The sequence below is a fragment of the Kordia sp. genome (genome assembly GCF_965224175.1).
Taxonomy (GTDB): Bacteria; Bacteroidota; Bacteroidia; order Flavobacteriales; family Flavobacteriaceae; genus Kordia.
In genome coordinates this window covers 3,602,732-3,618,689 of sequence record NZ_OZ245041.1, presented here as the reverse complement: position 1 = coordinate 3,618,689, position 15,958 = coordinate 3,602,732, and the positions used below count along the sequence as shown (strand labels likewise).

At 34.1% G+C, this 15,958-nt stretch carries 9 protein-coding genes; 3 read left to right on the top strand and 6 right to left on the bottom strand.

The features are described 5' to 3' along the window. Positions 1-2 precede the first annotated feature (2 nt). The 5 genes from ACOQOS_RS15700 to hemH all read right to left on the bottom strand — a co-directional run bounded on the left by ACOQOS_RS15700 (position 3) and on the right by hemH (position 8,254). Positions 3-1,457, bottom strand: a complete 1,455-nt coding sequence (locus ACOQOS_RS15700; RefSeq protein WP_420571416.1) for a sensor histidine kinase — start codon at positions 1,455-1,457, stop codon at positions 3-5. Between the two features lie 77 nt (positions 1,458-1,534). After that, on the bottom strand, positions 1,535-2,089 hold the full coding sequence (locus ACOQOS_RS15695) for a CopD family protein (RefSeq protein ID WP_420571415.1): 555 nt from the start codon (positions 2,087-2,089) through the stop codon (positions 1,535-1,537). After that, positions 2,090-5,197, bottom strand: coding sequence for a WD40/YVTN/BNR-like repeat-containing protein (locus ACOQOS_RS15690; RefSeq protein WP_420571414.1), 3,108 nt, complete (start codon positions 5,195-5,197; stop codon positions 2,090-2,092). Positions 5,198-5,876: 679 nt separating this feature from the next. After that, on the bottom strand, positions 5,877-7,217 hold the full coding sequence (locus ACOQOS_RS15685) for an MATE family efflux transporter (RefSeq protein WP_420571413.1): 1,341 nt from the start codon (positions 7,215-7,217) through the stop codon (positions 5,877-5,879). Continuing rightward, positions 7,217-8,254, bottom strand: a complete 1,038-nt coding sequence (hemH, locus tag ACOQOS_RS15680) for a ferrochelatase (protein WP_420571412.1) — start codon at positions 8,252-8,254, stop codon at positions 7,217-7,219. Before hemH ends, ACOQOS_RS15685 begins: the two co-directional genes overlap by 1 nt. A gap of 210 nt (positions 8,255-8,464) precedes the next feature. Here hemH and ACOQOS_RS15675 point away from each other — a divergent pair, with 210 nt between their 5' ends. Further along, positions 8,465-11,911 (top strand): TraB/GumN family protein, encoded by a 3,447-nt coding sequence (locus tag ACOQOS_RS15675; RefSeq protein ID WP_420571411.1) that lies wholly within the window; start codon positions 8,465-8,467, stop codon positions 11,909-11,911. Positions 11,912-12,010: 99 nt separating this feature from the next. Here ACOQOS_RS15675 and ACOQOS_RS15670 read toward each other — a convergent pair whose 3' ends face one another. Next, complete coding sequence (locus tag ACOQOS_RS15670; RefSeq protein ID WP_420571410.1) at positions 12,011-12,895, bottom strand: helix-turn-helix transcriptional regulator; 885 nt, start codon at positions 12,893-12,895, stop codon at positions 12,011-12,013. Between the two features lie 204 nt (positions 12,896-13,099). On the opposite strand from ACOQOS_RS15670, the gene hemA reads away from it, so the two are divergent. Continuing rightward, the gene (gene hemA / locus ACOQOS_RS15665) at positions 13,100-14,359 is read left to right on the top strand and encodes a glutamyl-tRNA reductase (RefSeq protein WP_420571409.1); all 1,260 of its coding nucleotides are present in this window, start codon (positions 13,100-13,102) and stop codon (positions 14,357-14,359) included. Further along, complete coding sequence (gene hemC / locus ACOQOS_RS15660) at positions 14,356-15,933, top strand: hydroxymethylbilane synthase (RefSeq protein WP_420571408.1); 1,578 nt, start codon at positions 14,356-14,358, stop codon at positions 15,931-15,933. The genes hemA and hemC overlap by 4 nt, the downstream gene beginning before the upstream one ends. Positions 15,934-15,958: the final 25 nt, after the last annotated feature.

Genomic DNA, 15,958 nt, shown 5'->3' with positions numbered 1-15,958 from the left:
GTTTATGTTTTTGGGAATGACACGGTAAATGTTGTGCCTACATTTTCTTTTGATGTAAAAGTAATACTTCCATTATAAGTTTCCACAATATTTTTTACCATTCCAAGTCCTAATCCCATTCCACTGGTTTTTGTCGTGAATTTTGGCTCAAATATTTTTGGTTCGTTTTCTGGTGTAATTCCAATTCCGTTATCCTTTACGGTAATTTTTACATTTTCGCCGTCTTCAAATACACGAACATCAATACGCGGTTGACGATCTTGCGAAATGGCTTGTGTTGCATTTTTAACCAAATTGGTAATTACCCGAATTAATTGTGTTCGATCAAATTTTACAATAATTTCTTCTTGTTCATACGAATAATTGATATAATCTTCATTAAAAAGATCCATTGCCAAACGTGTAATTTCAACCACATTAAGCGTTTCTCTTTGTTGCGCTGGCATTTTAGCAAAATTTGAAAATGCAGAAGCAATGCTACTCATAGTATCAATTTGCTGTATAAGTGTTTTGGTATATTCGTCTACTTTTTGATGAATATTTGGATCGTTATGATCAAATTTACGTTGAAAACTTTGTACGCTTAAACGCATTGGCGTCAGTGGATTTTTAATTTCGTGTGCTACTTGTTTTGCCATTTCGCGCCACGCTTGTTCACGTTCGCTTTTAGCTAATTTTACGGCACTTTCTTCCAGTTCATCAATCATACCATTATATGCGTTGATTAGGTTGAAAATTTCTTCTCCAACATCTTCAATGATAATTTTTTCGTTTCGTTGATTGAATCGAGTTTGATCTAGTTTTTCTCCAATTCGCTTTAATGAACGCGTAATGTATCTTGAAATAAAATAGGCAAAAACAACAGCGATAAGCAACATTAAAACGTAGGTATATCCTAAACGAGTTAAAAATTCGCGCAGTTCTTTTTCATACGTATTATCAACTTCAAATTGAAGGTTTATAATTCCTAATGGTTTCGACTTTGTATCTGTAATGATGCTGTAAAACGATTGATATTCAATATTGTTTACCTCAACAACATCATCTCTATAATCTTTGTCGATATTGTCTTGTAGACCATTGAGTACTTTTGCTGGCAAACATTCAATAATACCTTCACTTCGTAAAGAAGTATCTGAAGTAAGTAAAAAACCTCCTTCTAAATCGTACAAATGAACCATTAAATTGTGAATATCAGCTATTTTATAGATTTCATCTTTGAAGATAAGCGCTAGATTTTTTTCATTTACAACATAGGTGGTTTCAAAGCCGATTAAATTGTCCACATGCTTTGTAACTTGCTCATTTTTACGCTTTAACCTTCGGTTATGATATTCTCTTGATTGTTCTCCGTATTGAAAAATGGTCACTAAAGCAATCAAAATAGACGCTACCAGAATCAAAAGAATCATGTAGGCAAATATTCGAGAACGTAATGAAAGTCTTGCTGGTTTCATGAATGTTTGTTTATCTTCCTTGCTTTCGCGCAATAATCAAGCCAAAAATACGAATAAAGTTTGCTACAGAACTACTATTACGCTTCTGGATTTTTCTCGCGTATGCGTTGGTAAACTTTAAATCCTAGCATTAATAATATAGCCAATACAAAGATTCCTATGACACCAAAAATCCAGTTGATCGCACTTTTTAAAATCACCAAAAAGATGACTGCAAATAGTATAAAGGTTGCGCCTTCATTCCACAAACGCATAAAGCTAGAACTGTAACGTACATCATCTCGCTGCAACTGCTTGTGCATATGATGCGTTTTTAAATGATACAACCATAATAACACTACAAACGATAATTTTACATGCATCCAACCCAATTGTAATAATGATGGATTGGCAATGAGTAGTAAAACTGCAAAAAGTGTTGCCAAAATTGAAGATGGCCAACCAATAATAAACCATAAGCGTTTTGCCATGAGTTTGAGTTGTTTCCCTAAAATTTCCTTTTCTGGCGATGGTTTATGAAAGGCTTCTATTTGATATACAAACAAACGAGGAATGTAAAATAGCGCCGCAAACCATGTAACTACAAATATTAAATGTAGTGCTTTTATGTAACCGTAATATTCTAGTAACATTTAGTCTTCTATAAATAAATAGTTTAGTTTTTTCGCATTAAAAGCTTCGTTAAACGCTTTGATTTCAGTATCTATTAAGTTGTTGAATGTGTTTAGTTCTTTATTGATTTTTTGTGTCAACTCGTTTTTTACCGCAACATCTTGTTCCGTTGGAGCAAAGTCGCCCATACTTACCAATGAATTTAAGTGTCCTAATTTATTTGTAAGACGAATTGGGAAATTCAACGGATCTTGTCCACTACGGTTTTTTGTTTGATACAACGCTTCTTCAATAGCGGTAAATTGTTTTTTCAAGTCATTCGCTTTTTCTACTAAATCTTTTACGGTTGAGTCATCTTTATATTGCGATGCAAAAAAACTCAATTTTCCATTAATTTTTCGAATTTTTTTGATGGATTTATGCGCATTGTCCATAGTAGCATTGACATCTTTGATGAAATCAAATTGTTTTTGCATGTCAGCCAAGGTACTTTCTGCTCTCGGATCGGCTAGTACTGTAAATGTTTTGATAATTTCTTCTGCGTCACTACCTTCTTTTTTGACAGTCAGTTTTACCTTGTATTCTCCTGGAACTGCTTTTGGACCATTTAAACTTGCCCACCATAAAATCATTCCTTCGAGTTTTTCAGTGCCTTTGTACGACATATTCCACACAAATTGATTTCCGCCTTTTTTAACTTCTAATTTGTCTTTCTTTTTATTTTTTGTGCTGAATTTTTTGATGACATCGCCATTCGCTTCCATATACGTTAACGAAACCTCATCTGTTGCATCGTAATCATTAAGATAGAAATAGGTAATTACACCGTTCGGATGATTAGTCCCTTCCGTTTTGCTACCTTTTTGTGAACCGCCGCGCATTCTATAACTGTCTTTTGGCTTGTATAGAATGTTTTCATTTTTTGTGATATTATACTGTTGATGAATCACGGTTAGATCGTCAATAATCCAAACACTTCTTCCTTGTGTTGCTACTACTAAATTATTGTCTTTTACTACTAAATCGGTAATTGGAACAATTGGAAGATTCAACTGAAACGACTGCCAATTTCTTCCATCATTAAAAGAAATATACATGCCAGTTTCGGTTCCTGCGTACAACAATCCTTTTCGTTTTGGATCTTCACGAACCACACGTGTAAAATGTTCTGCATTGATACCATTGGTAATTTTTGTCCACGTTTTTCCGTAATCGGTTGTTTTATAAATGTATGGTTTAAAATCGCCCGTTTTGTATTTTGTTCCTGCTACATAACACGTTCCTGCATCAAAAACACTTGGTTCAATACTGTTAATCATCATCCATTCAGGCATTCCTTTTGGTGTTACATTGTTCCAAGTTTGTCCGCCATCTTGTGTAATATGAATTAATCCATCGTCACTTCCAACCCACAATAATCCTTCTTTTAGTGGTGATTCTTGTGCAGCAAATATAGTACAGTAATATTCTACGGAAGTGTTATCCTGCGTAATTGGTCCACCAGAAGACTTTAGTTTTTCAGGATCGTTTCGTGTTAAATCTGGACTGATAATTTTCCAAGATTGTCCTTCATTTTCTGTCACGTGTACACGATTAGAAAAAGTGTACAATCGATTTGGATTGTGTTTTGAGAAGATAATTGGGAAATTCCACTGAAAACGATATTTCATACCTTCTGCGCCATGTCCCATTGGATTGTCTGGCCATACGTTGATAGCACGTACTGTTCCTTTTTTATGATTGACTCTGGTGAGAAAACCATCATAACTTCCGCCATATACAATGTCATTATTTTTTGGATCGACTGCAATATGTGCCGATTCGCCACCTGCTGTTCTTTCCCAATCTTCATCTGAAATAGAAAAACTATCTGTTCTATGCGGAATACGAATTGTAGAATTATCTTGTTGCGCTACGTAAATTCGGTATGGAAAACTATTGTCAGTTGTAACTCTGTAAAATTGTGATGTTGCTTGATTATGATAAGTACTCCAAGTTTCGCCACCATCATACGTGACTTGTGCGCCACCATCATCTCCAATAATCATACGTTTTGGATTTTCGGGTGCAATCCACAAATCGTGATGGTCTCCATGTGGAGCATTGTAGGTATTGAATGTTTTTCCGCCGTCTGTACTTTTATGGTAACGAACATTTAAAACATATACAACATCTTCGTTTTCTGTATCGGCATATACACGTGTATAATACCAAGCACGCTGACGCAACTTGCGTTCGCTATTGACTTGCACCCAGGTTTCACCACCATCTTCACTTCGATACAAACCGCCTTTTTCTTTGTTTTCTACAATTGCCCAAACACGTTGGTTGTTTAATGGAGAAACTGTCACTCCAATAATTCCTAAAGTTCCTTTCGGGAATCCTTTTTTTGCAGAAATCTCTGTCCATGTTTCACCACTATCAGTACTTTTCCATAATGCTGAACCGTCTCCACCGGAACTCAAGCTATACGGAGTTCTGCGAACACGCCATGTAGACGCATATAATATTCTTGGATTTGTCGGATCTATGATTAAATCGACAACACCTGCATCAGCATTCGCAAACAATGTTTTTTTCCACGTTTTTCCACCATCAATACTTTTATAAACACCTCTTTCATTGGAAGATTTATAAATATTTCCCATCACACCTGCGTATACAATATCTGAATTCGTTGGATGTACCGCCATTCGTGGAATATGTCGCGAATTTTTAAGTCCTGAAGCTTTCCATGTTTTTCCTGCATCAACACTTTTCCATACGCCGTATCCAGAAGAAACATTTCCGCGCACGGTTTTTTCTCCACCGCCAACGTACATCACATTTGGATCACTTTTCGAAACCGTGATTGAACCTATACTTCCACCAAAGTAACCGTCAGAAATATTTTCCCATGCGCGTCCGCCTGTAGTAGTTTTCCAAATTCCACCACCTGTAGAACCAAAATAATAAAGATTGGGTTTGTTGGGAACACCTGTTACCGCAGCACTTCGTCCGCCGCGAAATGGACCAATAAGTCGGTATTCTAGATTTTTATAATAAGTTTCGTCAAAAGTTTGTGCTTGTGATTCAAGATGGCTTCCTACGGTAAGAAGTAGTACCGCCAAGATGGTTAAAATTCGCATTTTTTAGGTTGGTTTGATTTTAGCTACTAAAAATACGGATTATTCTTTTTATTGTATGATTGTTGGTTGTTAAATTGTTTTTAGTGGGTGAGGTTTTGGGTTGCTGCGCTTTTTGGTGTTGGGTTGTATGGTTTGCTATTTGTTTATTTGTGGTTTTGTCTATTTGTACTAGCCATAACTTGTTGCTAGTTTTGTCACGAGTTCACGAATGTTTTTTGGATTATTATTCTGAGAATTTATACGAATTTTTAAGTGGTTTTCACAATAAAGTGAAGAAAAAATGTATTTCAACTATGTTCAATTGAACTATTGAGGAATAATTTTGTTTTGTCACGAATGCACAAATGTTTTTTGGATTATTATTCTGAGAATTTACACGAATTTTTGAGTGGTTTTTACAATAAAGTGAAGAAAAATGTATTTTCAACTATGTTCAATAGAACCATCGAGGAATAATTTTATTTTGTCACGAATGCACAAATGTTTTTAGAATTACTCTTCTGAGAATTTACACGAATTTTTGAGTGGTTTTCTGAGATAATTTTTAACTGTATTTTTGATCTTTGAAGTAATTCAAAATTCAACACTTAAAATTTAACATACCAAAAACTGAAAGTCAAGGGATCTTCAACAGTACTCAAATTGACATTTGAAACATCTCAATACTCAATACTAATGCCTATTTCAAAGTGCGCCTCACTTCACGATTTAAATACCAACCTGTAACTATTGTAGCCAGTAAATCAGCAATTGGAAACGCAATCCAAACACCAAAGATTCCATAGTATTGTGGTAGTATTAAGATTAAAGGAATTAAGAAAAACCCTTGTTTTGTAAGCGTGAGTAACAATGCAGGAATGGCTTTCCCGATAGCTTGAAAATATCCAGAACCTATCATTTGTACAGCAATTAATGGTGTCACTAAAAATACCCAACGCAAAGCATTTGGAGCATCGCGAATTACAGTTTCATCATTTGTAAAAACGGCTGTAATTTGCTCAGGAAAAAACATAATGATCGCAAAGATTGCTAAAGCTAGTCCTGTTCCGTATTTGATAGATATATTGATACTTTCGCGCACACGCGCCATTTTATTTGCTCCATAATTAAAACCTGCAATAGGCAAAAATCCTTGAGAAATTCCCATGACAGGAAATAACGCAAACATGAGCATTCTGCTAATAATTCCATAAATGGTCACAGAGGTTTCTCCTCCGTAAGTAAATAGTGTATGATTTAGAATGATAGATAGAATACTTACCATTCCTTGTCTAGCCAATGTAACACCGCCTAATTCTGTAATTTCTTTAACAATAGCACGTTCTAGTTTGAAACATTTTAAACGTATTTTGAGTTCACTATGTTTAGAAAAGAAAAACCAATAGATAAATAAGAAGCAGATAAAGTATGAAATAGACGTTGCCCAAGCCGCACCAGCCATTCCCATATCCCAAACATTAATGAATAAGTAATCAAAAAGTATGTTTCCAATGGCAGGAAGTATCAACGCTACCATTGCAAATTTTGGCTTTCCTTCTGCACGCACTACAGGATTTCCCGTCATACATAACGCCAAAAACGGAATACAGTACATGACAATTACATAGTATATTTCCGCTGGAGCAAGAATTTTACCTTTCGCGCCAAAAAGAGACAAGGCTTCTTCTTTAAAAATAAGTCCGAGAATAACAAAGAATATCGCCAACCCTAAAGACATTACTATCTGATTTCCAAATGTACGCTGTGCTTTGTCATGATCGTCAGCACCTAAAGCTCTCGAAATGATAGATGCGCCACCAACTCCAATAGCCATTCCAATAGAAGCTATTAAAAATGTAAGTGGAACAACGACCGTAATGGCTGCAATTGCCATGGAACCAATCCATTGTCCTACAAAAATGGTATCGACTACCATATTTAAGGACATGACTAAAATTCCTATGGACGCAGGTAATGCTTGAGAAATTAGAAGTTTCCCTATTGGCGCAATGCCAAGTTCGGCAGATTTGTTATTTGCCATTAAGCGGTTACTTCCTCTTTAGAAGTTACGCTCCATTCATTAATCCAACGTGTCATTACTTTTACCCAATCGTCATCATCATTCAAACAGGCAATATGCTTGTATTCTTGTCCGCCAGCTTCTTTGAATTCTTCTTCACCTTCCATAGCAATTTCTTCTAGAGTTTCTAAACAATCGGCTACGAATGCTGGAGTAATGACAACTAAGTTCTTTTTTCCTTCTTCTGGGAAACGTTCAAATTCTTTATCAGTGTAAGGTTTTAACCAAGGATCTCCACCTAAACGTGATTGGAAAGAGTCACTGTATTTTCCTTCTGGTAAATCTAAATACTTCGCGACTTCTTTTGTTGTTTCAAAACATTGATGTCTGTAACAATACGCATGTGCTTTTGAAGGTGTATTGCAACAACTTCCGTCTATTTTACAGTGTGATTTAGTCGGATCTGTTTTGCGAATATGTCTTTCAGGGATTCCGTGGTATGAAAATAAAATATGATCGTAATCGACACCTTCTAAGTTTGTTTTAATTTTTTCAGATAATACACGGATATAGTCTGGATGATTGTAAAACGAAGGCAAAATTGTCAATTCCATATTTGGAAAATGTTTTTGCTGTTCTTCTTTTGTTTTTTCAATTACCGTTTCTGTAGAAGACATGGCATAATGCGGATATAATGGCACTACTAAAACTTCATCAACTCCTTTGTCGTGCAGTTCTTTCAATCCTTTTTGAATGCTCATTGATCCGTAACGCATTCCTAAAGCTACAGGAACTTTAGCACGCTGTTGTACTTTTTCTTGAAAACGTTCAGAGATAATAATGAGTGGAGAACCTTCTTCCCACCAGATTTTTTGGTAAGCTTTCGCTGATTTTTTCGGACGCGTGTTTAAAATGATTCCTTTTACTAAAAATGTACGAAGCCATTTGGGAACATCAATTACACGTTCGTCCATTAAAAATTCACCTAAATATCTTTTTACATCTTTAGGATTTGGACTATCTGGCGAGCCAAGATTAATGAGTAATACACCTTTCATCTGTTTTCTTTTGTTTTCAATTTTTAATCCTGACAAAAATACGACTCTATCTTCAATAAATTAGTAGACAATCATAGGAAATCTTTATACACTCATTTAAAAGGCATTTTTACGCATTATGATTCTATTAACATGAAAGAATTCATATCTTTAGTACATTGTTGCACAAATTACCGATGATACATTACCATTAAAATTTCTACTTCTTTTATGAGAATACATATATCACTCCTACTTCTTTTTTTTACATCACTCCTTTTATCTCAAGAAAGTAAACAAAGTCTTCTTTGGGAAATTTCCGGAAATGGTATGGAAAAACCTTCTTATTTGTATGGCACAATGCACGTAAGCAAAAAAGTTGCTTTTCGCTTGGACGATGTTTTTTTTAAGGCTTTGGAGGAAGCAGAAACAGTTGCTTTAGAGTCAGATCCTACGACTTGGCTAGCACATAGTTATGAAAGTAGAAACAATACATCTTCAGCATATGGAGGCGGAGAAAATTTTTATGATCGAAATTTTAATCCACAGTTTTCTGAGAAAGAATCTGTACGACGTATTATTAGATTTGACAATAGAATCATCAATGGATATTTATACCGAAAACAAGCTGGCGCAGATGATTTTGAAGAAGAAACCTACTTGGACATGTTTATTTACCAAGCTGGAAAAAAGAATAACAAGCCAATTATTAGCTTAGAAAACATCGAAGAATCTAGATACTTAACATCGCGTGCAGCCTATAATGTGTTAAAGAAAAAACCAGACGAATGGGTTCAAAAAATGTTTAAAAAACAAAACCGCTATACGGTCCAAGAAGACGTGTACAGAGATCGAAACATTGAGCTTCTCGATTCTATTGGCGCTGCCACAAACACTGAGTTTTACCGTGAACATATGTTGTTTAAACGAAATGAAAATATGGTCATTGTCATGGATTCACTAATGAAGCACAAAACCGTATTTGCAGGAGTTGGCGCAGCACATTTAGCTGGTGAAAAAGGCATGCTTCAAATGCTAGAAGATAGAGGCTACAAGGTAAAACCTTTGACATCTAAACAAACAAATTTTGCCTTAAAAGCTAAAGTAAGTTTAGAAGATTTGCACGTACAACCATATTTAAACTCATACAGTACGCCTGATGGTTTTATTACAATAAAAACGTTTGATGAACTCCGAGAGTTTGTATACAAAGAGCAAAAATTTTACTTAGCTCCAGATATGACAAATGGTGCATATCTAACCATTACCCGACTAAATACATATGATCAGTTTCCAAATGAAGATAAAATTACTTTAGAAGAAATTGATCCTTTATTATATGAAGATATTCCTGGTGATATTATCTCGAAAGAAGTATTAACAAGTCCATATCCAGGATTTAGCATCGTAAACAAAACAAAAAAAGGTGATTACCAAAAGTATCATATATACAAAACTCCTTTGGAAATAATTACGATCAAATTTGGAGGAAAGAAAGATTTTGTGCTTCAATATGAAAAAGAAATTTTCGAATCTTTAAAGTTTCGCAAAACCTCTAATGAAATGAAATCCTATACTTCCGAATATCATAAGTATTCGTTTTTATTTCCTTCAAATTTTATTTCTGACAACACTAAAAACGTTGGAAATAAGTTGTTGCAAGCCGAAGTAAATGGTGAATATTATTTTTTTAAAGAAGTATTTAATAATGATGTCGTATATATTGAAGAAGATGCCTTTGAAGCCCAATATATTCATGATAATTTTTACAAGAAACTTGAAATTGAAAAGGTAGATGGCGCCTTTACAGATTACAAATACAAAAGCTACGAATCGTCTGCGATAATTGATACTACAACACAAAAGAAAATCTATTTAAAAACAGTTGTAAAAGACGAGAGTTATTATTTGCTAGGCTACATTGGGAATGATGAAAGTAAAAAATCCAGCTATTTTGATTCCTTCAAATTAAAAACTCCGAAGTATAAAAAGTTTAAAACAGTAATAGATACTTCACTTCATTTTTCTGTAGTAACTAACACAAAACAACCAGCTTCTAGAAGATCTTACGGAAGATATCGTTCAGATAAAAAAGCATACGATCAAGAGAAAAAATATATTACTTACACTTCAAAAAGTAACGAAAAAGTATATGTAAGACGTATCAAATATCACGATTTACAAATGTTTCACAATATAGATAGTTTGTGGAATAATTTAGAACAAGGTTACAAGTTCAATTTTATTATTGAAGATAAACAGCAAGATCAAAAAGAAGGTATGTTTTCTAGTACATATGTGCTTAGAGATACTGCAAGCGCAAAACGTGTATACAGAAGAAATATTCTAAAAAAAGGTGTATTATATAGTTTATCTACTTTAGAAGATTCAATTGCCGAACGTTCTGAATTTGTCAAAAACTTCTATGATACTTTTTCACCTGTTGATACTTTATTGGGGAAAGATGTATTTGCTGATAAAACCGGTATTTTCTTTGATGGTATTAAAAATAATGACAGTATTGTTTTAAAATCATATGCAAAAATCAAATTTGCGGATAAGCATGCAAGCACGATTATTTCTATTTTAGAAGATCATGAATTTCCTGAAGATCGTGAAAACATTAAAAACTACTTAATCTCTTCTTTAGGAAAGCTCAAAAATGACCGAATTCATCCGTTTTTTAAGCGATTATACGTAAAAGCATACGACAAACCCAAAACGCAAACTGCCATATTAAAATCGCTATTACAACAAAAAGACAAACCATCTTATGAATTGGTATTACACTTACTAGAAAAGGATTTTCCGCTAGACTCTAGAGGCACAAGTAGATTGTTTAAAACAGGAAAAAACAACTTATCTTTAAAGAAAGACTTATTTCCAGAATTACTAAAATATTCCAGCATTCAAGAATACAAAGCACCTATTTATGGATTGTTGACACAACTAATGGATAGCAGCTTGCTAAAGCCTAAAAGTTACAAGCGATATAAAAGTCAATTGTTGAATGACGCCAAAATAGAAATCAAAAGAAACTTAGGAAAGTTATCTACCTATAATTACAGCAGTAGCAATGCGCTTGAGAATTATGTAAAACTATTATTTCCTTTCCGAAAGGATAGAAACATTAAAGATTTCTTCAATAAACTTATCAAAACAAAAGCGAAATCAGCATTAACAACATATGTTGCTTTACTAGCAGAAAATAACGAATCCATTCCGCAAGAGCTTAAAGAAAAAACATTTTTTGACGACAAAACATTAGCACTAACCTTGTGGAAATTAGCAGAAAAAGACAAACTAGCTATTGTTCCTGATTCCTTAAAAACACAACAACGTTACGCCAAAGCAGGATTGACAAGTCGTATCGGTCTTGACAAAGAAACTGATACAATCACATTTGTAAAAACAGAAAAACTAAGCAATGAAGATGGTGATATCACTATTTATTTCTTCAAAGTAAAAGAGGAAAATCGTTATCGAATCAATAACAAACTATATCATATTGCATTTTTAGACAAACCTACATTAAGTATTGAACCATATCTAACCACAAAAAATTTGAATGGTGAACGTATTTATGGTGATGAAATTGAAGACGAATTGTATGAAAATGCTATTGAACAAGTTCGATATAAAAAACGAAAACGAATTAGTGGTCGAAGAAGGTATTGAAAATATTCATGAATCAGTAACTAAACAAGAATCAAGACTTTTAGAGTCAAGAATCAAGATATTTTCATAGGAATGACAGGCAAAAGTCGAATCTAAAGTCTAACTAGCCGACAAAATATACTTTTTAGGTGTAGTTCCGTATTTCTTTTTAAACGCGGAAATAAAATGACTTGCTGTACTATAACCTACTTTATGACCAACTTCATTTACATTATAACTTCCTGATTCAAGGAGTTTACGAGCATATTCCATTTTATAATCAAACAAAAAGCTAAACACAGAATCTCCGTAAATTTGTTTAAATCCTTCTTTCAACTTCTTAATATTCAAACCAACTTCATTTGCCAACTCTTGTAAACTTGGCGGTTCTGCCATATTTGCAATCACAATATCTTTGGCGCGACGAATTTTTAACACATTATCTTCATCAACCAAAAACGGACATTGTTCAATATCGGCATCTTCACTTCTATTAAAATACAAGCTCAACAACTCATAGGCTTTACCTTTTAGATATAATTTTTTGATAGATTCATGCATGTTGTTATTCAACATTTGGTTGAGTACAACCGCCATCATTGGAGTTATTTTTTTATTATCGTAGTACTTTTTATCTTTCTTATCTGCATTCAAAAAGTGAATATAACTGGCTTCATTTGAAAATAAAGAATGAAATTTTTTGATCGGAATCAACACAGAAATCAACCACGTTTTTGGCTTTACATCTACGTTAATAGGCAAATCTGTTTGCGGATTATACAACAATAATGCATGTTCGTCCAACACGTCAAACGAATACCTTCCATTGTTAAAATTAAACTTACAATTTCCTTTTACACAAAAATGAAACTGTATAAAACTACTGTCAATTTCACGGATAAGTTGCTGAGTATCATTACTCTCATTTTGAAGCTTTAAAATGTAAAAACCATCTTCAATTTGAGTCTCTTGTAAAGTTCCTTGAGCGATATTTTTTTCTTCCATAAGTAGCGATCTAAGTTTTAGCTTTATTTAGAATGATTCTATTCAAAGTGTCGTATAAAGGCTTATTTTGCAGTAAATTTACAACATTCCGCAAGTTTTTCAGAAGAATTGCATCTAAAAAACTTAGAGCGATATAAAAAGTCCTTTGAGCGTTATTTTTATTTCTCTTCTAATGATACTTTTGTTAACGATTTTAAAGTCCCCATGAAGCAATATAATATATCTAAACATAATTCTTTCTACTGTGTCGGCATGAGCTACCAAAAAGCAGATGCTCACATTCGTGGAAAATTCAGTTTAACAGATACTTCAAAAGCTTCTATTCTTTCTACAATCAAAGATAACGAAATTGGTGATGGCGCGTTGATTATTTCAACATGCAACAGAACTGAAATTTATGGATTTGCTCAACATCCATATCAATTAATAAAATTACTTTGTGACAATTCTAACGGAAGTGTTGAAGAATTTCAAGAAGTAGCGTACGTTCACAAAAACAAAGATGCTATTTCACACTTGTTCAAAGTAGGTACAGGATTAGATAGTCAGATTTTAGGCGATTTTGAAATCATCTCACAATTAAAACAAGGATTCAAGGCTTCGCAAGAAATAGGTTTAATCAATGGTTTTATGGAACGTTTAGTAAATGCTGTAATTACAGCTAGCAAGCGTATCAAAAATGAAACTGAAATTTCTTCTGGCGCAACTTCTGTCGCTTTTGCTTCCGTGCAATACATTCTCAAAAACGTAGAAAATACATCTGAGAAGAATATCTTACTCTTCGGAACAGGTAAAATTGGTAGAAATACCTGTGAAAACTTAGTAAAACATACTAAAAACAATCACATTACCTTAATCAATAGAACCAAAGACAAAGCAGAGAAAATTGCTGGAAAGTTCAACTTAACAGTAAAAGAGTATTCAGAACTCAATCAGGAAATACAAAATACAGATGTTTTAATTGTAGCTACTGGCGCACAACGTCCAACAGTTACTAAAAAAGACATTCATTCGGATAAAGAATTACTAATTTTAGATTTATCAATTCCTGAAAATGTTTCTCGTGACGCAACAGAGTTAGACAATGTGACTTTAGTTCATTTAGATGCTTTATCGCAAATTACAGATGAAACATTAGAACGAAGAAAAACACATATTCCAAAAGCAGAAGCTATTATAGACGAAGTAAAAACGGAATTTACAGCTTGGTTGGAAACGCGAAAATTTGCGCCAACAATCAAAGCGTTGAAACAAAAACTAACAGCAATGAAAAATGCTGAAATCAACTTTCAACGTAAAAAAATAAGTGATTTCGACGAATCGCAAGCAGAAATTATTAGCAACAGAATCATTCAAAAAATAACTACACAATTCGCAAATCATCTCAAAGATGAAAACACAACTTCAGAAGAAAGTGTAGCACTTATACAAAAAGTATTTCAATTGGAAAATAACTCACTATGAGTAAACGCATCAGAATCGGGACTAGAGATAGTGAACTCGCATTGTGGCAAGCTAAAGTAGTACAAGAACAACTTGAGTTCTTAGGTCACAAAACCGAATTAGTTCCCGTAAAAGCTACAGGCGATTTAGTCTTAGACAAACCACTATACGAACTCGGAATCACAGGAATTTTTACACGAACACTCGATATTGCTATGCTCAATAATGACATCGATATCGCCGTACATTCGTTAAAAGATGTGCCAACCGTATTGCCAAAAGGTATTGTACAAGCTGCGGTTTTAAAACGTGGAAATGTACGTGATACACTGGTTTTTAAGAAAAATGAAGAATTTTTATCGCAACGTGATGCTGTCATTGCTACGGGAAGCTTACGCCGAAAAGCACAATGGCTCAACAGATATCCAACACATACCATTGAAGATTTACGTGGAAATGTAAATACTCGTTTGCAAAAACTAGAAGACAATGAACATTGGAACGGCGCTATTTTTGCTGCCGCAGGATTAGGACGTATTGGTTTACGACCTGAAGAGTCTGTAAATCTCGAATGGATGATTCCAGCACCTGCACAAGGAGCGATCATGATTACCGCTTTGGCTGAAAACGAAGAAGTATGTGCAATTTGTGCAGAAATTAATCATGAAGAAACTGAAATTTGCACATCAATTGAGCGTAAATTTCTAAACTTACTAGAAGGTGGTTGTACAGCGCCAATTGGAGCAATTGCATACATAAAAGATGAAATAGTTACGCTAGAAGGTGTTTTATTAAGTACAGACGGAACGAAACGAATTTATACAAAACGCTACGAAAAATTAGGTGAACATCACGAACTAGCAAAATACTGCTCAGATTACATTATAGAACGCGGTGGAAAACGTTTGATGGATGATATCAAAAAATCTGGAAAGCAAATTAATGTGTATTCTACCAAATTACTCACAGAAGCACAACGTCAATTACTTAATGAAGGAATTGTATCAGAAAGTAGTGATTTTATCAAAATTAGCCTAAATCGAATCAAGCCACAAGTTGTTCGCAAACCGATTAAAAATGTGGTCATTACAAGTAAAAATGCGGTAGAAGCTTTGGCTAACAATTTCTCTGCAAGCGAATTACAATTTGAAAACATTTACTGTGTTGGGCGAAGAACCAAAAAACTCATTGAGCAAAAAATTGGTCCTGTCGTAAAATCGGCACGTAATTCGAAACTATTAGCAGAGCATTTAGTAGAATATATTGAAGGAACAGCTGTAACCTACTTTTGTAGTGATATTCGCTTGGATGCATTGCCTACAATTTTAGAAGAAAATCACATCGAAGTTACAGAAGTACACGCATACAAAACCATGTTGGATGCTGAAAAGCTTCAAGACGGAATTGAAGGTGTCATGTTTTACAGTCCATCAACAGTACAAAGTTATATTTCGGCAAACAAAGCCAAAGGAATTGCCTTTTGTATTGGAGAAACTACTGCCAAAGAAGCAAGACAACACTTTGAAGATGTACGTATCGCTAAAGTACCAACGGTTGAAAGCGTCATAGAATTGGTAAATGAGCATTATGTATAAAAGGCATTAGGTTTTAGGTAATAGT